This window comes from Bacillus sp. FSL R12-0074 (genome assembly GCF_038005725.1).
GTDB classification, from domain to species: Bacteria; Bacillota; Bacilli; order Bacillales; family Bacillaceae_G; genus Bacillus_A; species Bacillus_A mycoides.
On sequence record NZ_JBBOTR010000001.1, the window covers coordinates 4,323,248 to 4,349,341 of the forward strand.

The 26,094-nt window shown below is 37.2% G+C and carries 25 protein-coding genes and 1 pseudogene; 5 read left to right on the forward strand and 21 right to left on the reverse strand.

All coding sequences use genetic code 11. The annotated features are described in order from the left end of the window. Positions 1 to 3: 3 nt before the first annotated feature. Genes yajC through ruvA form a run of 6 tightly spaced genes read right to left on the reverse strand, consistent with a single transcriptional unit; the run spans position 4 to position 4,337 of the window. Entirely contained in the window at positions 4 to 264 is a 261-nt protein-coding gene (gene yajC, locus NSS97_RS22465) for a preprotein translocase subunit YajC (protein WP_002034132.1), read from the reverse strand. A 27-nt stretch (positions 265 to 291) separates the two neighbouring features. Beyond that, on the reverse strand, positions 292 to 1,431 hold the full coding sequence (gene tgt, locus NSS97_RS22470; protein WP_002015319.1) for a tRNA guanosine(34) transglycosylase Tgt: 1,140 nt from the start codon (positions 1,429 to 1,431) through the stop codon (positions 292 to 294). 12 nt (positions 1,432 to 1,443) lie between these two features. Further along, positions 1,444 to 2,496, reverse strand: a complete 1,053-nt coding sequence (gene queA / locus NSS97_RS22475) for a tRNA preQ1(34) S-adenosylmethionine ribosyltransferase-isomerase QueA (protein ID WP_016120840.1) — start codon at positions 2,494 to 2,496, stop codon at positions 1,444 to 1,446. Positions 2,497 to 2,515: 19 nt separating this feature from the next. Next, positions 2,516 to 2,716: a DUF2905 domain-containing protein gene (locus tag NSS97_RS22480; RefSeq protein ID WP_000138161.1), complete on the reverse strand. Its 201-nt coding sequence runs from the start codon at positions 2,714 to 2,716 to the stop codon at positions 2,516 to 2,518. Next, complete coding sequence (gene ruvB / locus NSS97_RS22485) at positions 2,713 to 3,714, reverse strand: Holliday junction branch migration DNA helicase RuvB (RefSeq protein ID WP_000344470.1); 1,002 nt, start codon at positions 3,712 to 3,714, stop codon at positions 2,713 to 2,715. Before ruvB ends, NSS97_RS22480 begins: the two co-directional genes overlap by 4 nt. Positions 3,715 to 3,719: 5 nt before the next feature. Continuing rightward, a complete protein-coding gene (gene ruvA / locus NSS97_RS22490; RefSeq protein WP_002088786.1) occupies positions 3,720 to 4,337 on the reverse strand; it encodes a Holliday junction DNA helicase RuvA in 618 nt (205 codons plus the stop codon). 189 nt (positions 4,338 to 4,526) lie between these two features. Between ruvA and NSS97_RS22495 the strand changes: the two genes are divergently transcribed. Next, a complete protein-coding gene (locus tag NSS97_RS22495) occupies positions 4,527 to 5,471 on the forward strand; it encodes an iron-hydroxamate ABC transporter substrate-binding protein (RefSeq protein ID WP_107887411.1) in 945 nt (314 codons plus the stop codon). Positions 5,472 to 5,481: 10 nt separating this feature from the next. Here the strand turns inward: NSS97_RS22495 and NSS97_RS22500 are convergent, their stop codons facing one another. Further along, entirely contained in the window at positions 5,482 to 5,997 is a 516-nt protein-coding gene (locus tag NSS97_RS22500) for a BofC C-terminal domain-containing protein (RefSeq protein WP_002167631.1), read from the reverse strand. A 433-nt stretch (positions 5,998 to 6,430) separates the two neighbouring features. Here NSS97_RS22500 and NSS97_RS22505 point away from each other — a divergent pair, with 433 nt between their 5' ends. Further along, entirely contained in the window at positions 6,431 to 6,865 is a 435-nt protein-coding gene (locus tag NSS97_RS22505; RefSeq protein WP_113734171.1) for a branched-chain amino acid ABC transporter substrate-binding protein, read from the forward strand. Between the two features lie 32 nt (positions 6,866 to 6,897). Here NSS97_RS22505 and NSS97_RS22510 read toward each other — a convergent pair whose 3' ends face one another. The 5 genes and pseudogenes from NSS97_RS22510 to nadB all read right to left on the reverse strand — a co-directional run bounded on the left by NSS97_RS22510 (position 6,898) and on the right by nadB (position 13,608). Beyond that, entirely contained in the window at positions 6,898 to 7,542 is a 645-nt protein-coding gene (locus NSS97_RS22510) for a YhcN/YlaJ family sporulation lipoprotein (RefSeq protein ID WP_016100589.1), read from the reverse strand. 2,165 nt (positions 7,543 to 9,707) lie between these two features. Next, positions 9,708 to 9,864: pseudogene (gene safA / locus NSS97_RS30530) on the reverse strand (SafA/ExsA family spore coat assembly protein); the annotation flags it as partial. Between the two features lie 224 nt (positions 9,865 to 10,088). Then, a complete protein-coding gene (gene nadA, locus NSS97_RS22520; protein ID WP_107887408.1) occupies positions 10,089 to 11,195 on the reverse strand; it encodes a quinolinate synthase NadA in 1,107 nt (368 codons plus the stop codon). 30 nt (positions 11,196 to 11,225) lie between these two features. After that, a complete protein-coding gene (nadC, locus tag NSS97_RS22525) occupies positions 11,226 to 12,059 on the reverse strand; it encodes a carboxylating nicotinate-nucleotide diphosphorylase (RefSeq protein ID WP_107887407.1) in 834 nt (277 codons plus the stop codon). A 19-nt stretch (positions 12,060 to 12,078) separates the two neighbouring features. Next, entirely contained in the window at positions 12,079 to 13,608 is a 1,530-nt protein-coding gene (nadB, locus tag NSS97_RS22530) for an L-aspartate oxidase (protein ID WP_107887406.1), read from the reverse strand. A 153-nt stretch (positions 13,609 to 13,761) separates the two neighbouring features. Between nadB and NSS97_RS22535 the strand changes: the two genes are divergently transcribed. The 3 genes from NSS97_RS22535 to NSS97_RS22545 all read left to right on the forward strand — a co-directional run bounded on the left by NSS97_RS22535 (position 13,762) and on the right by NSS97_RS22545 (position 16,174). Next, entirely contained in the window at positions 13,762 to 14,904 is a 1,143-nt protein-coding gene (locus NSS97_RS22535; protein ID WP_107887405.1) for an IscS subfamily cysteine desulfurase, read from the forward strand. Then, the gene (locus NSS97_RS22540) at positions 14,904 to 15,446 is read left to right on the forward strand and encodes a transcription repressor NadR (RefSeq protein ID WP_002034157.1); all 543 of its coding nucleotides are present in this window, start codon (positions 14,904 to 14,906) and stop codon (positions 15,444 to 15,446) included. Before NSS97_RS22535 ends, NSS97_RS22540 begins: the two co-directional genes overlap by 1 nt. 80 nt (positions 15,447 to 15,526) lie before the next feature. After that, positions 15,527 to 16,174 carry an MOSC domain-containing protein gene (locus tag NSS97_RS22545; protein WP_107887404.1) on the forward strand — a complete coding sequence of 216 codons (648 nt, stop codon included), beginning with the start codon at positions 15,527 to 15,529 and terminating at the stop codon, positions 16,172 to 16,174. Between the two features lie 102 nt (positions 16,175 to 16,276). Here NSS97_RS22545 and pheA read toward each other — a convergent pair whose 3' ends face one another. The 9 genes from pheA to rpmA all read right to left on the reverse strand — a co-directional run bounded on the left by pheA (position 16,277) and on the right by rpmA (position 26,093). Beyond that, complete coding sequence (gene pheA / locus NSS97_RS22550; protein WP_107887403.1) at positions 16,277 to 17,128, reverse strand: prephenate dehydratase; 852 nt, start codon at positions 17,126 to 17,128, stop codon at positions 16,277 to 16,279. Positions 17,129 to 17,225: 97 nt separating this feature from the next. After that, entirely contained in the window at positions 17,226 to 19,139 is a 1,914-nt protein-coding gene (locus NSS97_RS22555; RefSeq protein WP_107887402.1) for an FtsX-like permease family protein, read from the reverse strand. 49 nt (positions 19,140 to 19,188) lie between these two features. Then, positions 19,189 to 21,111 (reverse strand): ABC transporter permease, encoded by a 1,923-nt coding sequence (locus NSS97_RS22560; protein WP_097808352.1) that lies wholly within the window; start codon positions 21,109 to 21,111, stop codon positions 19,189 to 19,191. Next, positions 21,086 to 21,862, reverse strand: coding sequence for an ATP-binding cassette domain-containing protein (locus tag NSS97_RS22565; RefSeq protein ID WP_107887401.1), 777 nt, complete (start codon positions 21,860 to 21,862; stop codon positions 21,086 to 21,088). The genes NSS97_RS22560 and NSS97_RS22565 overlap by 26 nt, the downstream gene beginning before the upstream one ends. Before the next feature lie 93 nt (positions 21,863 to 21,955). Next, positions 21,956 to 23,038 (reverse strand): HAMP domain-containing histidine kinase, encoded by a 1,083-nt coding sequence (locus NSS97_RS22570; RefSeq protein WP_033707976.1) that lies wholly within the window; start codon positions 23,036 to 23,038, stop codon positions 21,956 to 21,958. Then, complete coding sequence (locus tag NSS97_RS22575) at positions 23,028 to 23,735, reverse strand: response regulator transcription factor (RefSeq protein ID WP_002034150.1); 708 nt, start codon at positions 23,733 to 23,735, stop codon at positions 23,028 to 23,030. The genes NSS97_RS22570 and NSS97_RS22575 overlap by 11 nt, the downstream gene beginning before the upstream one ends. Positions 23,736 to 23,907: 172 nt before the next feature. Further along, a complete protein-coding gene (obgE, locus tag NSS97_RS22580; protein ID WP_002015378.1) occupies positions 23,908 to 25,191 on the reverse strand; it encodes a GTPase ObgE in 1,284 nt (427 codons plus the stop codon). Beyond that, entirely contained in the window at positions 25,191 to 25,739 is a 549-nt protein-coding gene (locus NSS97_RS22585) for a sporulation initiation phosphotransferase B (RefSeq protein ID WP_044442397.1), read from the reverse strand. Before NSS97_RS22585 ends, obgE begins: the two co-directional genes overlap by 1 nt. A gap of 63 nt (positions 25,740 to 25,802) precedes the next feature. After that, positions 25,803 to 26,093 (reverse strand): 50S ribosomal protein L27, encoded by a 291-nt coding sequence (gene rpmA / locus NSS97_RS22590; RefSeq protein ID WP_000944957.1) that lies wholly within the window; start codon positions 26,091 to 26,093, stop codon positions 25,803 to 25,805. Position 26,094: the final 1 nt, after the last annotated feature.

Here is a 26,094-nt window from a genome sequence, read left to right on the forward strand (position 1 = left end):
TCATTAGTTTTTCACAACTTCACGAATCGCATTGCGATCGAAAGTTAAGTGTGAACCACCAGATTTAACAACAATTTTCGTTTCATCCACTGATTCGATTGTAGCGTGTAAACCACCGATTGTTACGATAGCATCACCTTTTTTGATTTCATTTTGCATTTGAGCAACTGCTTTTTGACGCTTTTGTTGCGGGCGAATTAATAAGAAATAGAAAATCGCAAACATCGCAACAATCATAACGATATTCATCATACCTGCATTCATCTTGTGTTCCTCCTTTTAAATTATGTATTAGAAGTTTTTAGCATTCGGTTTATTAAAGCCATACTGTTCAAAGAACTCTTCGCGGAAATCGCCAAGACGGTCTTCACGAATAGCTTGTCTCACCTGCTCCATTAAGTTTAACAGAAAATGAAGGTTGTGATAAGACGTTAAACGAATTCCGAACGTTTCATCACATTTCATTAAGTGACGAATGTACGCACGAGAATAGTTTTTACATGTGTAGCAATCACAGTTCGGATCAAGCGGCCCGAAGTCTCTAGCGAATTTCGCGTTTTTCACAACTAAGCGGCCTTCACTTGTCATACATGTACCATTTCGAGCGATACGAGTCGGAAGTACACAGTCAAACATATCAACACCGCGAATCGCACCATCAATTAACGAGTCAGGAGAACCTACACCCATTAAGTAACGTGGTTTATCATCAGGAAGAAGTGGTGTTGTAAACTCAAGAACACGATTCATAATATCCTTCGGTTCACCAACAGATAGACCGCCTATAGCATAGCCAGGGAAGTCCATTGAAACAAGATCTTTCGCACTTTGACGACGAAGTTCTTCAAACTCCCCGCCCTGCACAATACCGAATAAACCTTGATCTTGTGGACGTTCATGCGCCTTTAGGCAACGCTCTGCCCAGCGGCTTGTACGCTCTACAGACTTTTTCATGTATTCAAAAGTAGCTGGGAACGGTGGACACTCATCAAATGCCATCATGATATCTGAACCTAATGCATTTTGGATTTCCATCGCTTTTTCTGGAGATAAGAATAATTTATCGCCATTTAAGTGATTGCGGAAATGAACGCCTTCCTCTTCAATACGTCGGAAATCACTTAAGCTAAATACTTGGAATCCACCTGAATCCGTTAAGATTGCACGATCCCAGTTCATAAACTTATGCAAGCCACCTGCTTCACGAATAATTTCGTGGCCTGGACGTAGCCATAAATGATACGTATTGCTTAAAATAATGCCAGAATCCATTGCTTTTAATTCTTCTGGTGACATTGTTTTAACTGTTGCAAGTGTACCAACTGGCATAAATGTCGGTGTATCAAATGAGCCGTGTGGCGTGTGCACTCGACCTAAACGCGCACCCGTTTGTTTACAAGTTTTAATAAATTCATAACGAATTGCTGTCATAATTTACTCCTTTTATTTGTTTCTCATTTTAGCGTGAGATGCAACGAACATCGCATCACCGAAACTAAAGAAACGATATTTTTCTTTTACTGCTTCATTATAAGCATGAAGTACATTATCTCTATTTGAAAATGCACTTACAAGCATAATTAATGTTGATTTCGGCAAATGGAAGTTTGTAATTAAACCATCAATTGCTTTAAATTCATATCCTGGGTACATAAAAATATCTGTCCAGCCAGAAGCTGCGCAAAGCTTACCATTATGATCTGTCGCAATCGTTTCTAACGTACGAGTTGATGTCGTACCTACAGTAATAATACGGCCGCCATCCTCTTTCACGCGGTTTAATAACGCCGCAGTCTCTTCAGACATATGGTAATACTCTGCGTGCATATGATGCTCTTCAATAGTATCTGCAGAAACTGGTCTAAATGTTCCAAGTCCTACATGGAGTGTAATGAATGCTAACCCGACGCCTTTTTGCTTCAATTTCTCAAGTAACTCTTCTGTAAAGTGAAGGCCAGCCGTCGGTGCTGCTGCTGAACCGATTTCCTTCGCATATACCGTTTGATAACGATCGCGATCTTCTAGCGTCTCTTTAATATACGGAGGAAGAGGCATTTCTCCAAGCTCGTCTAAAATTTCATAAAAGATGCCGTCATATGAAAACTCAAGTTGACGCCCACCTTGATCTGCTGTTCCAATGCAAGTTGCTTTTAACTTTCCTTCACCAAAAGAGATGACAGTTCCTTCTTTTACACGCTTCGCTGGCTTTATAAGCGTTTCCCACTTATCGCCTTCTTCTTGTTTCAAAAGAAGCACTTCAATGTGTGCACCTGTATCTTCTTTCACACCGTGCAAGCGAGCTGGCATCACTTTCGTTTCATTTAAAACTAAGCAATCCCCCTCTTGTAAGTAAGAAAGAATGTCCGTAAAATGTTTATGCTCAATATCTCCTGTTTCACGGTCTAACACCATCAATCTTGATGTTTCACGCTCTTCAAGCGGAATTTGTGCAATGAGTTCTTCTGGTAAATGAAAATCAAACAGATTAATATCCATAACTGTATCCACCTATTTCTTATTTGAATCGATTTATTATATACATAATGAAAGATAATGCAATACTTAACACAATACATGTAATGATAGGAAAATAAAAGGTAACGTTACCTTTTTTCACAAAAATATCGCCTGGAAGCCTTCCTATGAACTTCCAAGCTAATCCAACAACAATGAGCAAAATACCAGCTGTAATAAGCAGCTTTGGCATCTCCGTCATACTTTTGGCATCTCCATTCCAAAATGCTCATATGCGAGCGGTGTTACAATCCGGCCTCTTGGCGTTCTTTGTAAAAAGCCAATTTGTAATAAATACGGTTCATACACATCTTCAATCGTATGCGATTCTTCCCCAATCGTTGCTGAAACAGTTTCTAATCCAACTGGACCACCGCGGAACTTTTCAATAATACCAAGCAGTAATTTATGGTCGATATGATCAAGTCCTAATTTATCTACTTGTAATAGTTCTAACGCCATTTGTGTAATTTCCATCGCAATCGTTCCGTCACTGCGAACTTGTGCGAAGTCACGTACACGTCGTAATAGACGATTCGCAATACGAGGTGTACCACGGGCACGTCTTGCAATTTCTAATGCTGCTAACGAATCTATTTCAACTTCAAACACTTCTGCTGTACGTTCTACAATCGCAGAAAGCTGATCTACTGTATAATACTCTAATCGTGAGAGTACACCAAAACGGTCACGAAGTGGTGCTGATAATGCACCTGCACGCGTCGTTGCCCCAACTAGCGTAAATGGAGGTAAATCTAGACGTACAGAGCGAGCTGACGGTCCTTTCCCAATAACGATATCAAGGCAAAAGTCTTCCATCGCTGGGTATAACACTTCTTCAATAGATCTATGCAAACGATGAATTTCATCAATAAATAATACATCCCCAGGCTGAAGTGCTGTTAATACAGCCGCTAAATCTCCTGGTCTTTCAATTGCAGGACCTGACGTCGTTCGAATGTTAACACCCATTTCATTGGCAATAATATTCGCAAGCGTCGTTTTACCAAGTCCAGGTGGGCCATATAAAAGTACGTGATCTAACGTTTCTTCACGCATTTTCGCCGCTTCAATAAACACTTCTAAATTATGTTTCGCTTTATCTTGGCCAATATACTGACGGAGCGTCTGTGGCCGTAATGAATACTCTAAATCCGCATCTTCGTATCCAGATTCCCCTGAAAGGAGACGTTCGTCCATTATACTCACCTCTTACCATTTAGTAAAAGACTAAGTGCCTTTTTAATATATTGATCCGTCGTTAGTGATTCTTTTAATAACTCTGGTACAACGCGAGAGACTTCTCGTTCTGCATAGCCAAGTGCACGCAGTGCTTCCAGTGCTTCATCAAGTTCAACTGATGAACCTTTCTTCGTATCAAAACTTTCAGTATCTGAGAACAAATCAACAAACGCATCTGGTACAACATCTGCTAGTTTTCCTTTTAAATCTAAAATCATTTGGCGCGCTGTTTTCTTTCCGACGCCTGGGAACTTCACTAAGAACTTCTCATCTTCATGTTCAATCGCTTGAACGACCTGTCCGGTTTGACCAGAAGCTAAAATTGCAAGAGCACCTTTTGGTCCAATCCCCGATACACCTAACAATTTTGTAAATAATAAACGCTCTTCACGTGTTTTAAACCCGTAAAGTGCCATAATATCTTCTCTCACATAATGATATGTATAGACACGGATTTCTTGCTTACTTCTTTGAAATACATACGGATTTGGTGTGAAAATTTGATAACCAATTCCATTATGGTCAATTACGACATATTCCGGTCCTACATACTCCACGTAACCTGTAACATATTCAAACAAAATACGATCTCTCCCTCTCAAATCATGTATTCCATTTTAACATATTTAACAATAGAAAAGCGAGACTGCCCCAACAAATGTTCCCCGTTTACAATTTCCGTTTTTTTCTATTGACATAAATACAAAAAGAACATTAATATACAGAAGTCGATAATGATTATCAATATTAATTAAAGGGGTTACATCAGGATGAAACAAAAGCTATTTATTTTATTTACTATCATGCTAGTTGTTCTTTCTATCGTTGGCTGTTCTTCTCAAAAAGAAGAAGCAAAAGCAAAAGAACAACCGAAAACAAAAGTTGTAAAACATGCTAAAGGGGAAGCAACAATTCCAGCTAATCCAAAGAGAATTGTTGATTTATCTGGATCAACAGAGGAATTATTAATCCTTGGACATAAACCTGTTGGCACAGCAAACACATATAAAGATAAAATCCAAAATCATTTAACTGAAAAGTTAGACGGAGTAAAAGCAGTTGGCTGGTATTGGGCACCTAAAGTTGATTTAGAGGCTGTTACTGCTTTAAAACCAGACTTAATTATTTTAAACAATCGTCAATTGAAAATTTATGATCAACTAGAAAAAGTGGCACCGACAGTTGTTCTGGAAACAAATCTAGAAGACTGGCGCGGTAAGTTTAAAGAAGTAGGTAAACTATTTGACGAAGAAAAGAAAGCAGACAAATGGATTGCAGATTACGATAAAAAAGCAGACTCTTTATCTAAAAAAATTAAAGAGAAAACAAAAGATGAGAACTTTATGTTCGTTGCAGTTACACCACAAAACTTCCGTGTATACGGTAGCTTCGGATACGGTGACATCATCTTTAACGACTTAAAGCTTCCAGCAACAAAAGGTACAGATTTAAAACAAACGATGGCACAAGTATCACTAGAAGGTCTTGTTGCATTCCAGCCTGATCAAATGTTTATTGTAAACTTCGGCGGAGAAGCTGATAAAGTGTACGAAGACTATAAAAACAGTGCGGTTTGGAAAGATAATAAAGCAGTAAAAAACAATCACGTATATGAAGTATCGAATGAAGTCTTCAATACGAAAGCATTCAATCCAATCGGAAAAGATATGCTAATTGATGAAATCGCAAAAGAGATTTTAGCTAAGAATAAATAAAAAAAGCAGCTCACCCTGAGCTGCTTTTTTTATTATTTTGCACTGCGTATTGCTTCATTTTTTCGATTGTCTTCACGAATCCTTCTTTTGACTTAATACGAATACCACGCTTTAGTTTTGCTCGCTCATAACTCTCAAGCTTTTTCATATCAATTTGAAAGAAGGAATGGATCGCGTTATCACTTTTCGGTACCCCTTTAAAAATTTGCAATATCCCTTCCTCTGAAACACCAAAATAACCGCTCGTTTTCAGTAAAGGAGAAATATCATCAACTTTCCTTTGTAATACGATTTGCACATCATCACGATCAACAAGTTGCCATTCTTTATATTGCTGCAAAAACTTTTCTAAATCCGCTACTTTTTCTGTCAGTATTTCCTCGCTTACTTCTCCATCAACATACATACGCTCTAATAAAATTGTAACTTCAGGTACTTTTTCTGTTATTTCTGCCCTCACATCGGATCCATAAGCTAAGCAAAACATCACAACGAAAGCTTGCACTGCAATTAGCATCCATTTCATTTCTGTTCACCTCTTCTAGGCAAAATCATACTTTCATTTGTAGCTTTTCCGGAAATGGGGGTTTTATCCATATAAACAATAGCATTAAATTTCTAAGGAAAATAAAAAATGCAGATAAGGGTTAATCCTCATCTGCATGTATCATTTACTTTTATATAAAATGAAAGACGCCTGCAAAGCAGGCGTCTGATGCGTTTACGGCGAAAGACCAGGCGACCACATTCGCGTGTTTAGCACTTAAGCATATCTCTCGACTTACGTAAATTAGCTCATCGCTTTGCTAATATAACATTAACAAGGTAGAAGCGCAATATATTTCTAAATATATTTTTCTTCCTCTTTCAACCAATTGAAATTTATGTAAATTATAAATTAATTAATGTAATATATATGTTACAATTAATGCTATAAATATAAACAGGGGATGAATGCCTTGAAAAAAATTAAAGATGAACGCCTCATACTTCAAACGTTAAAAAACATACGTATTGCCTTTCTTTTTCAATCAATTGGTATAATCGGAATTTTAGGTTATATCGGATTCACAGAAGGAATGGATCAAATTACGAAATCTCCATTGTGGTTATTATTTATTCTTACAAGTATTGTACTTAGTTATTTACAGTTAAGCGTTTCTATCGATGTAGAAGAAAGCGAAAAGGAAATAAAGTTAACTCCTTATTACAAAATTATTTTACGCTCTCTTATTGTAGGAATTATCATGGCTATTATTTATATCATTTTCAGTCCAGAAAGACCTCTATTTGAAGCTATTTTAACAGGTGGTATTCTCTTCATATGCTTTTTAGCGTCTTACTCCGTTAGTTATTTTATAACAAAACGCCGTTTACAAGACGACGATGAATAAAGAGGAAGGGCTAGCCCTTCCTCTTTAATTTGTTATCGCATAGTACCAGTCAGACCGTAACGAATGTCTCGGAACATATTTGTTATGTCACGATTAAAATCGTTTGTAGCTGTGCCGTTACGTAAACGCGTACTCATTGCATCGACACGAGTAAACATATCATTTCTTACAGAAACATATACGTTTCTATTTCCAACTTCATTCACAACAGCTTGACGAATTTCGTTCGCCATCGCTGTTTCATTCGTCGCTGTATTACGTGGTTTTACCGCAATCGCTACATCGTTTCCATATACAACTGTAGAAACTCGATCTACGTTATTCATACGTTTTACACGATTCGTAATTTTCTCCGCAGTTTTACCATCATTGTTAATGTATGAATTGTTCATTGTAATATTACGAGTTGGGTGTGGATTAGCAATTTGCCCATTGTAATTTACATCACGATAATAGTTGGATCCTGCGTCATTACGACCGTTTCTATATGTTACATAATCTGTATAACGATCGTTACGCGTTACATTATCATTATATCGGTGTGTATCATTATAAGATGTACGCTCGTAATTATAGTTACGTCCATCCATCGCATTATTATCTTTTGGTGTACCACATGCAGCTAATGCACTGGTAACTAACAAAGAAGCAGCAATAACTTTTACTTTCGTATTCAATACAAAAACCCCCTCTGTTAGAATGAACTTCTCTTTCGAAAAGCTCCCCCTTATGATGAGTAACAGAGAGGTTTTTTACACTGTTAATATTTCACTAGGAATTTTCTAGCACTTAATGTAAATTCACCATATTCCTGACTATCACGAATACAAAAAAGGTGGGAATAACCCCACCTTTTTTTAAACTTCCTCTTCGTCCTCTTCTTCTGAAACTGGTTCTCCAAATACGTTTGGTGGGTCCGGCTGATAATACATCGTTCCTGGCTGTGGTGCATATGCTGGCTGAGTTGGTTGATAATATAAAGGATTAGCATATTGTGGTCCACCCGGTTGTGGACTATATAACCTACTTTCTCCTCCGCATCCACAATCTTCTTCACCTTGCACGAGTGGCGGCATATTATTATCCATTGGCATCATATTTGGATTTGGCATAGAAGTATATTGCGGCGCCATTTGTTGATACGGCATTTGATTGTATGGATTTTGTTGCTGATACTGCGGATATGGCGGCATCATTGGCTGTTGATATGGCATCATGTTTGGCATTTGATTGTTATCCATTATCGGCATCATGTTCGGCATTTGATTGTTATCCATTATCGGCATCATATTTGGCATTTGGTTGTTATCCATTATCGGCATCATGTTTGGCATTTGGTTGTTATCCATTATCGGCATCATGTTTGGCATTTGGTTGTTATCCATTATCGGCATCATGTTTGGCATTTGGTTGTTATCCATTATCGGCATTATATTTGGCATTTGGTTGTTATCCATTATCGGCATCATGTTTGGCATTTGGTTGTTATCCATTATCGGCATCATGTTTGGCATTTGGTTGTTATCCATTATCGGCATCATATTTGGCATTTGGTTGTTATCCATTATCGGCATCATATTTGGCATTTGGTTGTTATCCATTATTGGCATCATGTTTGGCATTTGGTTGTTATCCATTATCGGCATTATATTTGGTGGTTGATTGTTATCCATTATTGGCATTATATTTGGTGGTTGATTGTTATCCATTATTGGCATTATATTTGGTGGTTGATTGTTATCCATTATTGGCATTATATTTGGTGGTTGATTGTTATCCATTATTGGCATTATATTTGGTGGTTGATTGTTATCCATTATTGGCATTATATTCGGCACTTGAATATTAGGCGGTATTACTTGCGGGATAATAACACTTTCTTTTGATACGTTTGGTGAGACTATGCTTCCTACATTTTCTTTTTTCACTTGCGGCGACACTATATTCCCTACATTTTCTTTCTTCACTTGCGGCGACACTATATTCCCTACATTCTCTTTCTTCACTTGCGGCGACACTATATTCCCTACATTTTCTTTTTTCACTTGCGGCGACACTATATTTCCTACATTTTCTTTCTTCACTTGCGGCGACACTATATTCCCTACATTCTCTTTCTTCACTTGCGGCGACACTATATTCCCTATATTTTCTTTCTTCACTTGCGGTGACACTATATTCCCTATATTTTCTTTTTTCACTTGCGGTGACACTATATTCCCTATATTTTCTTTTTTCACTTGCGGTGACACTATGTTTCCTATATTGTCTTTTTTCGTTTGCGGAGAAATGACATTGTTAGGTTTCATTTTATTAATTTGAGGAGCAATTAACTCGCTTCCCTTTTTTATTACGTCTGAAATTTTATATTCTTTTTTCGCTTTAATTGGTGGTTGCGGCGGCTGCGGTAATACATTGATAGAAAATTTAGTGTTTTCTTTCGTAGTAGGTTTTAGTTTTTCTACTTTCTCTACAACAGGTGGTTTTTGAATGACAGGCGGCTTTTCAACTGGCTTCTCTTTTTGAATCGGAATTTCTTTTTGCACTTCTTTTTGTGGCTTCACTTGCACTTCTTTTTGTGGCTTCACTTGCACTTCTTTTTGTGGCTTCACTTGCACTTCCTTTTGCGGCTTCACCTGTATTTCTTTTTGCGGTTTTATCTGCATTTCTTTTTGCGTTTGTTGCATAGCTGGTTGTTGTGTAATAGGTGTTGATTGATACGTGATCTCATCTTCATCTTCTATTGCAAGTGGCGTTGGTGTTGATGCAAACTCTTTTTGCTGCACCTCTTTTACATATTGTTTCGGGGGCGCTGAACCCGATCCAGTTTGTTGTTTCACATGAACGCTATGCGATGGCACTTTAATTTTCATCCCTGGCATAATTAGGTCTGGATTGCTAAGCTGTGTATTTGTTTTTTTTAGCGTTTCAAAATCCACTCCGTACTTTTTTGCAATTTTCCAAAGGGTCTCCCCTTTTTGCACGATATGAATTTTCAAATTTTCCCCCTCCTGTATAACTTATCTATAAGTAAAAACACTTTGAAGTAACACTTTCTAAACAACATTAACTTCTTTTACTTTTATCACTTCTTCTATTTTCAATATGATTCGAAGTGGAATAAGCATAGAAAAACCGCAATGATTTCCTCAACACAATGTATGCCTATTTCATCCTTGTTATGATTATATGTACGAAAAAAAGCAACGGAAATCCCGCTGCTTTAAACGCGCTCTAACATACGATTTAATGCAAGAACTGCCTCTTCTGTTACTTGTTTCTCTACACGAATAACGTTAATTTGTTCTCCTCTTTCTATGTTCTCAAGTGCCCATAACAGGTGAGGTAAGTCAATTCGATTCATCGTTAAGCAAGGACACATAAACGGATTTAGCGAAATAATTTCTTTATCTGGATGTTGCTGAATAATTCGGTTCACTAAATTCATCTCTGTACCAATCGCCCACTTACTTCCCGCCGGAGCTGCTTCAATCATATCAATAATATATTTCGTTGATCCTGCATAATCAGAAGCAGCAACCACTTCATAACAACATTCAGGGTGAACAATAATATTCATATCCGGATGATTTTTCCGCACATTTTCAATATTTTTCACAGTGAAGTTTTGATGAACAGAACAATGGCCTTTCCATAAAATCACTTGAATTTCTTCTATATCTCCATCGTACTCTAATGAATCTGTATGCGGGTTCCACACTGCCATTTTTTCTAACGGAATACCTAAATCATACGCTGTATTTCTTCCTAAATGTTGGTCTGGTAAAAAGACGAGACGCTCTTTTTGTGTAAACGCCCAAGACACCATTTGTTTTGCATTAGAAGAGGTTACTGTTGCCCCTCCATTACGACCACAAAACGCTTTGATCGCAGCTGTTGAATTTACATACGTTAATGGAATCATCGTATCCCCAAATAATTTCGCGAGCTCTTTCCACGCTCTTTCTGTTTGTTCAATATCTGCCATATCTGCCATAGAACAGCCGGCACGCATATCTGGTAAGATGACAATTTGATCATCTGTCGTTAACATATCTGCCGTTTCTGCCATAAAGTGCACACCACAAAACACAATATATTTTGCCTCTTTATTATTCGCTGCAACTTGCGCGAGTTGAAGTGAGTCCCCTGCTGCATCTGAAAATTGCACCACTTCATCTTTTTGATAATGATGTCCTGGAATAAATAGTAATGCCCCCATTTTTTCTTTAATTTCACGGACACGCTCTTCCATCTCTAATGTAGACATCGTTTTATAACGCTCTGGTAACATTACTTCGATTGGCTGAACTTTCTCTAAAATACCCATTTATGATTCTCCCCCTCTAAACCACTCTCATTAGGCCTCAATATTAAAACTAATATCAAGTGCTTTCACTGAATGTGTTAACGCTCCAAGTGAAATATAATCTACCCCTGTTTTTCCGTATTTTGATAAATCTTCAATTGTAATACCACCTGAAGCCTCCGTAACAATGGCACTTGGTACAATTTTTGAAAACTCACGCATCTCTTCTGGCGTACGATTATCGAACATAATAACATCTGCGCCGGCCTCTATCGCTTCTCTCACTTGCGCCTCTGTCTCTGTTTCGACTTCTACTTTCACCATATGTCCCAATCTTTCTTTCACCGATGTAACAGCTTTTGTAATCGAGCCAGCAAAAGCAATATGATTGTCTTTAATCATGACACCATCATATAAACCGAATCTGTGGTTAAATCCGCCCCCGCATACTACAGCATATTTATCAAACATACGTAGTCCTGGCATCGTTTTTCTCGTATCACAAATGCGTGTATGACTGCTATCTAAAGCAAAAACCGCCTTACGTGTCATCGTCGCTATCCCGCTCATACGCTGAATAACGTTTAATATAACGCGCTCTGCCGTTAATAATGATGCGATTGGGCCTTGCACGGTTGCAATTATTTCGCCTTTTTCTACAAGATCCCCATCTTTTTTATGAAGTTCAACTTCAATTCTCTGATCAATTAATTTAAATCCTTCTTCAATTACTAAGCACCCTGCAAATACCCCTGTATCTTTTACAAGAAACGTTCCTTTCGCAAGTGCATTATCGGGAAAGATAAGCTGAGATGTTACATCTCTTTCTCCTATATCTTCTAGAAAAAATCGATTTAATGCTTCCTTAACTTTTAACGTATTCATAAAACCCCTCTTCCCCTTATTAAACAAGTTGTAGTTTTCTTCTCACTCGGATAATCTCTTTTTTCACGCTATTTCTTTCTGGATAATCAATGCGATAATGACCACCAATACTGTCTTCTCTTTGCAAAGCTGATACTGTTATAAGCTCACAAACTGTTAACATATTAATAAGCGTTATCTCTTCATTTGTAAGTGCATCATATTGTAAGATCATATTTCGCACACCGTACCTACTAAACCATCTCTGAGCATATGATAAATTTTTCTCAGTTCGCACAATCCCAACATATTTCATCATGCATTCTTGTATTTCTTCTTTCAACGGTAAATCATTAAGAGCTATAAAACTTTTCCCTCTCTCTTCCAGCACATTTTTTCTTTCCTCTGCTGGCTTAGCTAAAATGTATTTTCCTATTCGTCTTCCAAACACAAGACCTTCTAATAATGAATTACTCGCCAATCTATTCGCACCATGAACTCCATTACAAGCCACTTCACCGACCGCATATAAGTTTGAAATGGACGTCTCTCCGTCACAATTCGTCTTCACGCCGCCCATATGAAAATGAGCGCCCGGTACGACCGGAATAGAATTTTCTTTTAAATCAATACCATTCTTTTTACATAATGATGAGACGGTCGGAAAACGTTGTTCAAAGTTTTGAATTGTTTCGATGTTTAAGTACACTTTTTCACCTGCAAGAAGTTGTTCATGAATAGCCCTTGCCACTACATCACGCGGTGCGAGATCTTTCCCGGGATGTATATCCATCATAAAACGCTGTCCTTTTCCATTTATAAGGAAAGCTCCTTCACCACGGACTGCTTCAGAAACGAGACCACAACATCGCCCGTCCACGTATAACATCGTCGGATGAAATTGTACAAATTCTAAATCAACAAGTTCCCCCCCAGCTCGATATATCATCGCAAGTCCATCGCCTGTAATTGTCTCATCATTCGATGTAAAGGCGTACAAACCACCTATTCCTCCTGATGCTAACACCGTATTATCAGCATAGTAACGCTTCAGCTTCCCTTCACTATTTCGCGTTAAAGCTCCTATGCATTTATTATTTTCTATAATAAAATCGAGCACCATTTCATGCTCAACGACAGTAACGTTCGGAACTACTTCTTGTATTAAATGCTCTAATAGATTTTTACCAGTTGCATCTCCTCCGGCATGTAAAATGCGCCGTTTTCGATGCGCCCCTTCTTTACCAAGGTGGATCCCTTTTTCATCCCCATCAAATTTCATTCCATTCGTAATAAGCTTACTTATTTCTTTCGGTCCCTCTTCAACTAAATAACGAACTGCTTCTTCGTTGTTATAATGGCAACCTGCCACTAATGTATCTTCAAAATGCCCACTCGGATCGTCATATGTAGCAACTGCTGCTGCAATTCCTCCTTGAGCTAAATGTGTATTATTATTACGTCCTGTTTTTTTTGTGATAATTATCACATTCTTTTCGTGACAAAGCTCTTTCGCAACACGAAGCGCCGCAACGCCACTTCCAATAATCAAGACATCTGCACTTGGCATAATTGTTGCCTCCCACTTTACACTTTCCAACTGTCTTGACACCTATATTTACATAGTTTTAAAATAATGACAAGAGTTTTTTTACAATTCTTATTTTCACTACCATTCTAAAAACGAAAACAAATGTCACTCTTACTGAAGAGAGGAAATTACATGATGATATATCTAGATTATGCAGCGACAACACCTATGAGCGAAGAAGCTTTAGAAACATATGTAGAAGCAGCAAAGAAATATTTCGGAAATGAACAAAGTTTACACGATATCGGCGGAAGTGCATCATCTTTATTGCAAGTTTGTAGAGAAACATTTGCAGAAATGATTGGGGGTAAGGAACAAGGTGTATTCTTTACAAGCGGCGGTTCAGAATCTAACTACCTTGCGATTCAATCCCTTCTAAATGCTAGAAATGGAAAGCACATTATTACGACACCTATGGAACACGCATCGATTCGAAGTTATTTTCAATCCTTACAATCGCAAGGTTATACTATTACTGAGATTCCTGTTGATAAAAGTGGGATAATTCATTTAGTAGATTTAGAAGCAGCTATTACAGAAGATACTGCTCTAGCAAGTATACAGCACGGAAACTCTGAAATCGGGACCGTTCAAAACATTGCAGAGATCGGAGCAATTTTAAAAAAATATAATGTTTTATTTCATTCGGATTGTGTTCAAACGTTTGGTAAACTTCCAATAGACGTTAAAGCGATGGAGATTGATAGCCTCTCTGTTTCAGCCCATAAAATATACGGACCAAAAGGAGTTGGAGCTTGCTATATAAATCCGCAAGTTCGCTGGGAACAAGTATTTCCAGGAACTTCTCATGAAAAGGGCTTTCGCCCTGGTACAGTGAACGTTCCTGGAATCGCTGCTTTTTTAACAGCCGCAGAGCATATATTAAAGAATCAAAAGGAAGAGAGCTTTCGTTTTAAACAATTACGATCTTATTTTTTAGAGCAATTACAAACACTTCCTCTAGAAATTGAAGTGAAAGGACATTCTACTTCTTGTTTACCACATATTATTGGGGTTACAATAAAAGGAATAGAAGGTCAGTATACAATGTTAGAATGTAACCGTCATGGTATAGCCATTTCAACTGGAAGTGCTTGCCAAGTCGGTAAACAAGACCCTTCAAAAACAATGCTTGCAATTGGAAAAACGTATGAAGAGGCAAAACAATATGTCCGCTTTTCTTTCGGACATCACACAACGAAAGAACAAATTGATACAACTATTCATGCACTACACACAATTGGAAATCAATTTTATAGAGGTGTTAAATCATAATGAAACAAAATGATCAAAAAAAGATTTTAGGCGAAGAAAGACGACAACTCATCCTCGAGTGGCTTCTTGCTGCAAATGAACCGTTATCGGGGAATGAGCTATCTAAAAAGACAAACGTAAGTAGGCAAGTTATCGTTCAAGACATTTCCTTACTAAAAGCACGAAATGAACCAATTATCGCGACTGCACAAGGGTATTTATATTTAAAGCCACAAACAAGACAACAAGCTTTTGAACGCGTAATCGTATGCCAACATAAACCGGCAGAAGTACGTCAAGAACTTACTATGTTAGTTGACCACGGCGTTACAATTAAAGACGTAAAAGTTGAGCATCCTGTATACGGCGACTTAACAGCATCGATTATGGTAAGTAATCGCTTCGATGTAGAGCAATATTTACAAAAAATCGAAAACACAAACGCTTCCTATCTTTCGCAACTAACAGATGGTATTCACTTACATACAATTGAAGCAGATTCTAAAGAGAAATTAGATGCCGCTTGTGAGGCACTAGACCGCGCTGGATTTCTCGTTTATTAATGTAAAGCACAGAGTTTTTTATCATTCTCTGTGCTTTTTTAGTGATATAATATTGAAATCAATTGTAAAGGAGATCAACTATGGGGATTGAACTCGTTCACTTTAGCACTGGTAAACCGAAACAAATGAAATATGGCGAAGATAAAGAAATGATAACAGGTATATGTAAAGATCCTACAGAAGAGGCCTTCCTCTCAAAAGACGGATTCCGTGGTGATGATGTAGCGGATTTAAAACACCACGGGGGACCTGATCGCGCAGTTTGTGTGTACCCACACGAGCATTACGCACTATGGGAAGAGGAATTTCAAACTACACTTCCAGCTTCCACATTTGGCGAAAACATTACCGTAACAAATATGTTAGAGCGTGATGTTTGCATCGGAGATACATATCAACTAGGCGAAGCAATCATTCAAGTAACACAAGCTCGCGTACCTTGTAGCACAATTTCAAAACGTGTCGGTATTCCTGGCATTTTACCGCGCATTGTAGCAACCGGATATACTGGCTACTTATGCCGCGTTCTTCAAGAAGGTACTGTGCGTAAAGATTCTAAAATCACATTACTAGAGCGTCCATCAAACAATGTATCTGTTTTGTTCTCTAACGAAATTTATTTTCATAATAGGAAAGATAAAGATGGCATTGCGAAGGTTCTTGCTGTACAAGAACTAGCCGAGATTTGGCGTGGTCAGTTAGAGGATCGTCTTTCGAAGTTAAAATAATAAATCCCACCTTTTATAGGTGGGACTCTATTTATCTATCATACGGTATACTAGCGACCGAAATTATATCGACTTAACTACAAAATACGACAAACACTCCCCTTATAACCAATAAGAAGAATAACTCCCCAAAACAGTAACAGAAAAGCCAAGTGCTTCAAGTTCCATCATTACGCCTGGCAATAATACGTCATCATATGCTTTATCGACGTCGATTAAGAAAAAGTAATTTCCAAGGCCTGTTTTCATCGGGCGCGATTCAATTTTGGATAAGTTTAATTTTCTCCATGCGAAAGCTGATAACACTTGATATAGTGCCCCTGCGTAATCAGCAGGTAACGTTATCATAAGCGTCGTTTTCTCTCCTCGGTTTTCTCCGTTATTTGGGAGTACTGCTTTCTTTTTCTTATGGAGAACAAGGAAACGTGTATGATTGTTTTTATGCGTATGAATATCACGCCTTACAATTGTTAATCCGTATTTTTCTGCCGCTGCTTCATTTGCAATAGCTGCAATTTTTTCTTCAGAATGTTCTTTCACATATTGTGCAGCAGCGCTTGTTGATGTCATATCGCGAACGGTTACCCCTTTTAATTCCTCATTTAAAAATTTATGGCACTGTGCAATGGCATGCGGATGAGAATGTACAGCGTATACTTCTTTCCACACTCCTTCGTACTGCGGGTGTACGAGTAAATGTTGCTGAATTGGCACTGTAATTTCTCCTACAATGGAAAGTGGCTGCTCATGTACGAGATAATCAACCGTTATATTAACTGAACCTTCTATGGCGTTCTCTAACGGTACAACTGCGAAATCTACGTTTTCATTTGCGGCTGCATCAATACAATCTGGAATCGTTCGATACGGTACATGCTCTGCTTCCGGAAAAAAACGACTCACCGCCATATTTGTAAATGTTGCCTCTGGTCCTAAATATCCTACTCGAATCATCGTCTTTTCCCTCTCTTTTTCGTTTTCTTACTGTTATACCATACTTTTTTATATTCTTCTATGTAAATTTCGAATATTTAAAAAAAACTAGCATTCGCTAGTCTAAATGTTTCTTGTATTCTCTTTGAGCGAAGAAGAAATAAATGATACATGCAGCGATATAAAACAGAATAAACAAACCTACTTTTCTTAATGAACCGTCCATAAAGAGAGTATTATGAAACGTATATAACGCAACTGCACTATGCATACTTCCTACTATAATAGGTGCAAAAAATAGCATACATAATTGCCAACGAGAAATCTTCCACACCTCTTCCTTTGTCATCCCAAGTTTAGAGAGTGCACCATACTGTTTACGATCCGATGCAATATTATGAAACCATTTAAAATATACGATGCTACATGAAGTAAGGAAGAATAATATACTAATGAATGAGCCTACAAATAGAGTAAGATTACCGAACTCTTTCATATTCACATATAACTCCATATTACTTCGAAATGCATCATTATTATCTTGTTTCATATGTTTCCGTAAATCTTCGTTTAATTCTTTCGTATTTTCGATATTTGGTAATGTGTAACCTCTATATATCATTTTTTCAGAATCCGGAATTGTATTTGCTATACTGTTAAAATCTTCATCATTCATGACAAAAAACAGACCATTAATGTATGAAGGGTGATAGTTAAATTGTACCCCTTCTTTCTGACCGTTAAATGCGAATGGATACGCTTGATTCATTACTTGCAATTGAATCTCTTTTTGATTATATACATTTGGATAATTGCGTTTATTATAATAGACAAGTGTAACTGTTCCTTTTTTAGGATAATACATTTTCTGTTTTTGTTTTCTTGCCTCTTGATTGTATTCACTTTCCTTTATAAGCGGTGCTACCTCTGTTTCTCCCTTATTGGACTGAAAGGATGCATACACTCCAACAAAACTCATATATTGAAAATTATCATATCCATATTGATGTAATAAGTTTTCAACCTTGTCTTTCTCGAAAACTTCATGAGCAGAAGTACCTTTTTCTATGTATGAAAATGAGTGTACTCCTCCGCCACGCCACATATCTTGCATGCTAGAAAAATATAAGAACACCGTACCTGTCGCTGTAACGACAAACGTTGTTGCCATAGACAACAGAAAGAAAAAGCGACTATTTTCCTTCATTCGATGTGACAATTGATTCACTATAAATAAATACGGATATGTATACATAATCTTTTTATTTCGTTTTATCACTTCTAACAATTGGCTAACACCATGTGTAAAAGAAAAATACGTTCCAAAAAAGATAAGTATAGACACAGGGAAAAAGTATAATGCTATCGTTGGCATCGTCACTTGTAGCGCTAGCGCATATCCCGTTCCTAAACAAGCAAAGCCGAATAAACAAAGCCACTTTGATGTTTTCCTCTCTCGTTTATCTGTTCGAAATTCTTTTAATAACCGTATTATTTTTATATTCCATATACGTAAAGCACTTATAAAAGATAACAGAACAAAGACGAGCATATATATAACAAACGTTACACCAATCGCTCTCATGTCAAATATGACAGGGAGTTCTTTCGGAAGATGAAGTAACATACTAAATACCATAAAAAAGAGTTTCAAAAAAATCATGCCAAGCCCAATACCGAAAATATTAGCGAAAATTCCGATCAATATTTGCTCGGTCATAATCACTCCTATTACGTTAGACTTCGTCGCTCCCATTAACATATATAAACCTAATTCTTTCTTACGTGCTTCTATGAAAATAGAAGTAGAGTATAAAATAAATATGACGAAAAAAGAAATAATTATAACGTTACATATGATAAGTCCCCAGCGTACATTTTGATACCACATCGTCTCTTGCATATACGGATGTACAATGACAGACATGTATGCATAAGAAGCAAATATGGCAAAACAACTACTTAAGAAAAACACTTTATAATTACGCCAATTTCCCTTTATATTTTGTAGCGCCAGTTGCCGAATGTTCATCTATCGTCCTCCTGTACCTTACTACATAGGCAAAAAGCTAGAGGTTTCCCTAGCTTTTCACGTGTTTTAAATATCCTCTTTGCGCGATCATAAAGTAAATGGCAGAAGCTAAAATATAAGCCCCTATTACAATCGCACCTGATTTCCATAAATCGATATAAAGCATTTTCCCTAACGTATGAAGAGCAAATCCACTATGAATTGTACCGATTAAAATTGGGATAAAGAAGATAACTCCCATTTGACGAATTGCAATTTTACGAATTTCTTTATCTGTCATACCAATTCTTTTTAATGACTTAAATTGAATACGATCTTGTTCTTTATCGTTAAACCATTTAAAGTATGTCATACTACAAGCGAAGAAGAAGAACAGTACTGCTACGAAGAATCCGATGAACATTGTAATCGCTCCACCTTCTCTTATATCTTTATAAGCGAACACTGCGTTTCTCAATTCCCCTTGCTTTTCTGGTGCAATTTCCTTTTTCAAATCTAGCACAAGGTCTTCCGTACTTTTCCAGTCTTCAATATAATAACCATAATATTTCGTCTTCTCTTCATCTGGTACGAGCTTTTCATATTTCTCAAAATCTTGATTATTCACAATGAGATATTCACTATCATTAAAAACAGAATATGACGTTGGCTCATTTAATTGAGCAGACTGCATTTGTCCGTTGATTGTAAATTCATACGGTTTCGTACGATCTATCTTCATAAGTTCATTTGCTGCATCAACCATAACCATCGTCGCACTACCTGGTGCATTATGAACCTCTGTAATTTGCTCTTTCTTTTGTTCACGTACTTCCGCGTTATATTCTTTTTCTGAAATAATCGTCATTGGTACTTCACGTTCACTGTTAAACAACATTATTTTCTGTGTTGCAGGTAGTTTTACGTAAGTTACTTTTCGTGCATCTTCAAACCCATGTTTTTTTACAATCTCTTGTTCTTTTTCTTCATTAATCAGGCTATGCGTATTTAGTCCCTTTTCCTCATATGAAATAGCATGCGGTGTAAGCTCTATCGTTTTCGCACTCATATTTTCAAAATATACATAAAGCGTACCAACCGCTGAAGAAACAACCGCCGTAATAATAGAAATAACAAATAGAAAACGAGCATTATCTTTCATTTTATAAATAAGATTGCTAAGTACAAACATATTGGGATACGTATAAAAAGATTGTTTTCGTTTTTGCAATGCTTTTAATACGACTGTACTTCCTTGTGTAAATAGTAAATACGTTCCGCCAATTGTCAGTCCGACAATTGGTAAGAAATACATAATGAAATTCATAATTGTTACTTGGAAACAGAGTATATACGCAGCAATAATACAGCCTATACCAACTACCCCTAACCATGTAAATGCAAAAGGTTCTACTTTTTGTTTTCTTGCCTCTCTTAATAAATCAATAATTTGCAAGCGGCCTACTGTCCAAACACTAAACAATGATAGTATTAAAAAGAGGACAAAGTATATGCCAACTGTAATAAGAACTGCTTTTCCATTCCACACAAGCGGCAGTGTTTTATCAATTTTTAGTAAGACACTGAGTGCTTGGAAGAAAAGTTTTGAACAAAGCATTCCAATCCCAATACCTACTACAATGGCAATACTCCCTAACATCAGTTGCTCTAATATAATCATTCGGCCAAGTTGAGACTTCGTTCCACCTATTAACGTTAATAAGCCAAATTCTTTTTTTCTTGCTCGTAAAAACGTTGAATTCGCATATAAAATAAAGAGTGCTGAGAAGATGACTACAATATAATTCATCGATTCTAACCCTTTTGTAATCATCGTCTTCATACTAATATTACCGCTTACGACATCTGGATGATAAATGAAGGAAGCATACATGAAAAATACGACAATCGATAAACAACTACTAATAAGAAACGCTTTATAATTACGCCAATTTCCTTTTACGTTATTAAGCGCGAGCTGGCGAAAGTTCATGATATTCTCCTCCTAGCATCGCAAGTACGTCTAAAATTTCTTGGAAAAAGGCTTGCTTCGTTCTTCCTTTATGTATTTCTGAAAAAATCTCTCCATCACGTATGAAAAGGATACGTTCGCAATAACTAGCGGCTACTGGATCATGTGTTACCATTGCAATCGTTACTTTCTTTTGCTCATGCAAATCTTGAAGTGCTCCCATTAATGATTTCGCTGACTTAGAATCTAAGTTTCCTGTTGGCTCATCCGCTAAAATTAATGTTGGTTCATGAATAATCGCCCTTGCAGCTGCTGCACGTTGTTGTTGTCCACCTGATACTTCGTATACTTTTTTATTTAAAATTTCTTCAATGTTTAAAAACCTCGCAATTTCAAGTACTTTCGCATCAATTTCTTTTACAGATTTCTTCGCCATTACAAGCGGTAAAATAATATTTTCTTTAATCGATAATGTATCAAGTAAGTTGAAATCTTGGAAAATGAATCCTAGATGTGTACGGCGAAATTCCGCCAATTTTGCAGCACGCATTTGATTAATTTCTTCACCATTTACAAGCACATGACCTGAAGTTTGCTTATCAATTGTTGCTAATAAATTTAAAAGCGTTGTTTTTCCGCTTCCTGAAGGCCCCATAATCCCTACAAACTCGCCTTCTTCAATTTTAAAATTTATATCATTTAAAGCAGTCGTCGCTACTGAACCTTTTGATTGGTACACCTTTGTTAACCCTTTTACTTCAAGAATACTCATTTCTAATCCCCCTACGTGTTTTCTTCTTACATTTACTATAAGAAAAATAAGAAAAAGAAACGAGTGATTTCCCTTACAAAACGTTTTGTTATCTTACAGTTTTGTCATTTTTCTCATTAATGTATGATATTCTTCATCTTTTGCAAATTGGAACGTAACTGTTGTTCCTTCCCCTTCAGTTGATTGTACATACACTCCATGATGTAAATTACCGCAGATTTCCTTCGTAATATATAAACCCATACCTGTCGCTTCCCTTGTTTTACGGCCGTTTATTCCCGTAAAGAACGGATCAAATATACGCTTTACATCTTGCTCAGGAATACCAATTCCATTGTCCTTAATATGTAATAACACCTTTTGATCTTTCTCTTCAATTTGAAATTGAATTTCTTTTTTCTCTGCTTCTGAAATTTTTGTATACTTAATTGCATTCACAACAATTTGGCTCATCGCGATACTAAGCCACTTTCTATCAGACGCAATCATACAAGTCTCTTCTTCAAACATCATTTTCGGAAATACAGAAGATTGAATGAACGACTTCCGATTTTCATTAATAATATCTCGAATGACCTCTATAACATTTACTACTTCTACTTTATAGTCTTTCGAAAATTGATCTAACCTTGCCATATGTAACGCTAAATCTAACCCATTTAAAATACGGTTATTTTCTTCACGAATACTTTCAATCGTTCCCCTTGCTTCACGGTGTTCCTTACCATATTTCTGTAACAATAATTCAATAACGGATACTGGTGTTTTCATTTGATGGATCCACTGGTTCATAAAAATCATTTGCTGTTGCTCTTTTGCATGCTGCTTATGAACTTCATTCATATATTGCTGCCTTAATAGCGTAAACGCTTCAACGACCATTTCTTGCTCTGACGTATAAGAAGTATCGATAAGTAAAGAGTCATGTAATGTATGTCCACCGGCAATATACTGTTCTATTCTCTTTAAAAACACACTTCGTTTTCGGTAATCGTAAATAAGGTATACACTAAACACAACTGTCCCTAATAAAAGTCCGTATAACCATGTACTCCAGTCCAGCGCACGCTTTTCTAAAAGGCTTTGCAACTGCAATACGAGTCCAAATAAACAAAGGCTTATAATGTAAGAAAGGATTAAGGAAAAACGTTCTATGAGGTAATTTTTAACCTTCATGCCCTTCGCCCCATTCAGTAAGAAGAGCATAACCGTACCCACGCTTTGTGACAATTGCATTTTTAATGCCTAACTCCTCAAGTTTCTTCCTTACACGCTTTACATTCACGGTTAATGTATTATCATCAACAAAAGCTACTTCATCCCATAAAGCCTCTAACAGCTCTTCACGTGTCACGTATTGATTTGCTTGTTTCATTAAACATTCTAATAAATAAAACTCATTTTTTGTAAGTTCAGTTTGTTGACCTTTCCACTCTACTGTGTGCTGTGATGGAAATAATAACAATCCATTAACACCTAAGCAGTCACTTTCCGCGGCCAAAGCATACTCACCATACCCGCGGCGGAGTGCACTTTTCACCTTTGCCATTACGATATCTAAATGGAATGGCTTTGTAATGTAATCATCTCCGCCATTTTCAATCGCCATTACTTGATCCATTTCCCCTGTTCTTGCAGAAACAAAAATAATCGGCGCATTCGATACAGTGCGGATTTGGCGGCACCAGTAGAAGCCATCAAAGTATGGTAAATTAATATCAAGTAACACAAGATGAGGACTTACTTTTACAAACTCATCTTTTATATGCCGTAAATCGCTCACTCTGAAAGATTGATATCCATACCTTTCTAAATGCTCCTCTAATATCTCTGCAATTTTTTCATCATCTTCTACAATTAATATTTTATACATATTCCTTTTCTCCCCATAAAATATTCTTCTAAAATCACTCCTTTTTCTATTATAAATTGAAACTTTAATCAATGGGGATTTTTTCCTATATCGACTTATGGTTCGCCTATATGAATTGGGTTTTTACTGGACTCAAATAACGAAAAAAAAAGACCGCCATATTTCGGCAGTCTTAATCGATAAATTCAAATTGATATTCAAGAATTTTCACAATATCTCCGTCTGTTGCACCACGTGCACGAAGGGCTTCATCAATACCCATTCCACGCATTTGACGAGCAAATCGGCGTACAGATTCATCACGTGAGAAGTCTGTCATCTTGAATGTTTTCTCAATGTCATAACCAGAAATAACAAATGTGCCATCACTTTCGCGTGTAATTTCAAAATTAGATTCAGATTCAAATTTGTACATTACACTTGCTTCAGATTCTTCTACATCATCGTACATTGGGAATTCTGGTGTTGTTTCTAATAAGTTCGCTACTTCAAATAGTAAGTCACGAACACCTTGTTTCGTTACAGCTGAGATTGGGAAAATTTTCACTTCGTCTCCCAATTTCTCTTTAAATGCTTGTAAATTTTCTTCTGCATCTGGCATATCCATTTTGTTTGCAACAACAACTTGTGGACGCTCAGTTAAACGCATATTGTATTCTTTTAGTTCATTATTGATTGTGACATAATCTTCATATGGCTCACGTCCTTCTAAACCAGACATATCAATAACGTGCACAATTACACGTGTACGTTCGATATGACGTAAGAATTGGTGTCCAAGTCCAACGCCGGAGTGTGCGCCTTCAATTAGTCCAGGAAGGTCAGCCATAACGAAGCTGCGGTTATCACCAGTTTCAACAACACCAAGATTCGGAACGATTGTTGTAAAGTGATATTCTGCAATTTTCGGACGCGCTGATGATACAACAGATAATAATGTAGATTTACCTACACTTGGGAATCCAACAAGTCCAACATCTGCTAGCACTTTAAGTTCTAGCGTGACATCACGTTCTTGACCTGGTTCCCCGTTCTCAGCGATTTCTGGCGCTGGGTTCGTCGCTGTTGCGAAACGTGAATTACCACGGCCACCACGGCCACCTCTTGCGATTACAGCTGTTTGTTCATGCGTTACTAAATCGGCAAGAATTTCACCTGTTTTTTCATCTTTCACTATTGTTCCTGGTGGAACCTTAACGATTAAATCTTCAGATTTACGACCGTGCTGACCTTTACTCATTCCGTGCTGACCGCGATCAGCTTTGAAATGACGTTGGTAGCGGAAGTCCATTAATGTACGTAAGCCTTCCTCAACAACAAAAACAACATCTGCACCTTTACCACCGTCGCCACCTGCTGGGCCACCTTTAGGTACATACTTCTCACGACGATACGCAACCATTCCGTTACCACCGTCGCCGCCTTTTACATATATCTTGACCTGATCTACAAACATTATTTCACCACACTTTTTTCGATTAGTTGTAATATAACTGAGACTTCTTCGTCTCGTACTGTATAAGAAATGGAATACCATTTATTGTTTTCGTTCGCAAGCCACGTTTGTAGTTCTTCTACATTCGTTAGCTTTCCACGAAAATCAAAAAAGAAACGAGCATTCTCCGCGTCACATTCAATTGTGATACAAACATAATTTTCAACATATACGTCTAAACTATGCTGAAGCATTAAGAAAAACTGATTCGTCCATGTACATACAGTCTCATCTAGATGAGATAAGTTATGTAATTTCCCTAATACTTCGTACTCCAATAAGCACGGTTGCTGTTTCCAATTATATGTTAAAATCCACTCTGAAAATAAAGGCATTGATAGCCCCATCAGATTGGATTCTTGTCTCGCTTCTTGGACAAAACGATCGATGAGCCTATGAATCTCTTCCACTTTTCCAAGGGAAAGATTTCCTTTAACCATCTGCAAACGATTGAGCCAATCATGTCTCGAGTGGCTCAACGCATCTATAATTGTCCATTTTTCATTCATTTAGATACCCCTTAATATAGAAAAACTCTAACCTGCACTCAGGTTAGAGTTTTCCGTGAGTTCTTATGCTTCTTGAGCAACAGGATATACGCTCACTTGTTTGCGGTCACGACCAAGACGCTCAAAGCGTACTACGCCGTCAACTTTCGCGTATAAAGTGTCATCGCCACCACGACCAACGTTAACACCTGGATAAATTTTTGTACCGCGTTGACGGTAAAGAATTGAACCACCTGAAACCGTTTGACCATCTGCGCGTTTAGCACCAAGACGTTTTGACTGAGAGTCACGACCGTTCTTTGTACTACCTACACCTTTCTTAGATGCGAAAAACTGAAGATCTAATCTTAACATA

Bases quoted from the DNA above. Each gene is read 5' to 3' on its own strand.
- yajC (WP_002034132.1), bottom strand. From the start codon at position 264: ATGAATGCAGGTATGATGAATATCGTTATGATTGTTGCGATGTTTGCG.
- NSS97_RS22585 (WP_044442397.1), bottom strand. From the start codon at position 25,739: ATGAATGAAAAATGGACAATTATAGATGCGTTGAGCCACTCGAGACAT.
- NSS97_RS22570 (WP_033707976.1), bottom strand. From the start codon at position 23,038: ATGAAGGTTAAAAATTACCTCATAGAACGTTTTTCCTTAATCCTTTCT.
- tgt (WP_002015319.1), bottom strand. From the start codon at position 1,431: ATGACAGCAATTCGTTATGAATTTATTAAAACTTGTAAACAAACGGGT.
- rpmA (WP_000944957.1), bottom strand. From the start codon at position 26,093: ATGTTAAGATTAGATCTTCAGTTTTTCGCATCTAAGAAAGGTGTAGGT.
- NSS97_RS22545 (WP_107887404.1), top strand. From the start codon at position 15,527: ATGGGGATTGAACTCGTTCACTTTAGCACTGGTAAACCGAAACAAATG.
- NSS97_RS22540 (WP_002034157.1), top strand. From the start codon at position 14,904: ATGAAACAAAATGATCAAAAAAAGATTTTAGGCGAAGAAAGACGACAA.
- obgE (WP_002015378.1), bottom strand. From the start codon at position 25,191: ATGTTTGTAGATCAGGTCAAGATATATGTAAAAGGCGGCGACGGTGGT.
- nadC (WP_107887407.1), bottom strand. From the start codon at position 12,059: ATGAATACGTTAAAAGTTAAGGAAGCATTAAATCGATTTTTTCTAGAA.
- nadA (WP_107887408.1), bottom strand. From the start codon at position 11,195: ATGGGTATTTTAGAGAAAGTTCAGCCAATCGAAGTAATGTTACCAGAG.
- NSS97_RS22495 (WP_107887411.1), top strand. From the start codon at position 4,527: ATGAAACAAAAGCTATTTATTTTATTTACTATCATGCTAGTTGTTCTT.
- NSS97_RS22560 (WP_097808352.1), bottom strand. From the start codon at position 21,111: ATGAACTTTCGCCAGCTCGCGCTTAATAACGTAAAAGGAAATTGGCGT.
- NSS97_RS22575 (WP_002034150.1), bottom strand. From the start codon at position 23,735: ATGTATAAAATATTAATTGTAGAAGATGATGAAAAAATTGCAGAGATA.
- ruvB (WP_000344470.1), bottom strand. From the start codon at position 3,714: ATGGACGAACGTCTCCTTTCAGGGGAATCTGGATACGAAGATGCGGAT.
- NSS97_RS22500 (WP_002167631.1), bottom strand. From the start codon at position 5,997: ATGAAATGGATGCTAATTGCAGTGCAAGCTTTCGTTGTGATGTTTTGC.
- NSS97_RS22535 (WP_107887405.1), top strand. From the start codon at position 13,762: ATGATGATATATCTAGATTATGCAGCGACAACACCTATGAGCGAAGAA.
- nadB (WP_107887406.1), bottom strand. From the start codon at position 13,608: ATGCCAAGTGCAGATGTCTTGATTATTGGAAGTGGCGTTGCGGCGCTT.
- queA (WP_016120840.1), bottom strand. From the start codon at position 2,496: ATGGATATTAATCTGTTTGATTTTCATTTACCAGAAGAACTCATTGCA.
- pheA (WP_107887403.1), bottom strand. From the start codon at position 17,128: ATGATTCGAGTAGGATATTTAGGACCAGAGGCAACATTTACAAATATG.
- NSS97_RS22565 (WP_107887401.1), bottom strand. From the start codon at position 21,862: ATGAGTATTCTTGAAGTAAAAGGGTTAACAAAGGTGTACCAATCAAAA.
- NSS97_RS22555 (WP_107887402.1), bottom strand. From the start codon at position 19,139: ATGAACATTCGGCAACTGGCGCTACAAAATATAAAGGGAAATTGGCGT.
- NSS97_RS22480 (WP_000138161.1), bottom strand. From the start codon at position 2,716: ATGACGGAGATGCCAAAGCTGCTTATTACAGCTGGTATTTTGCTCATT.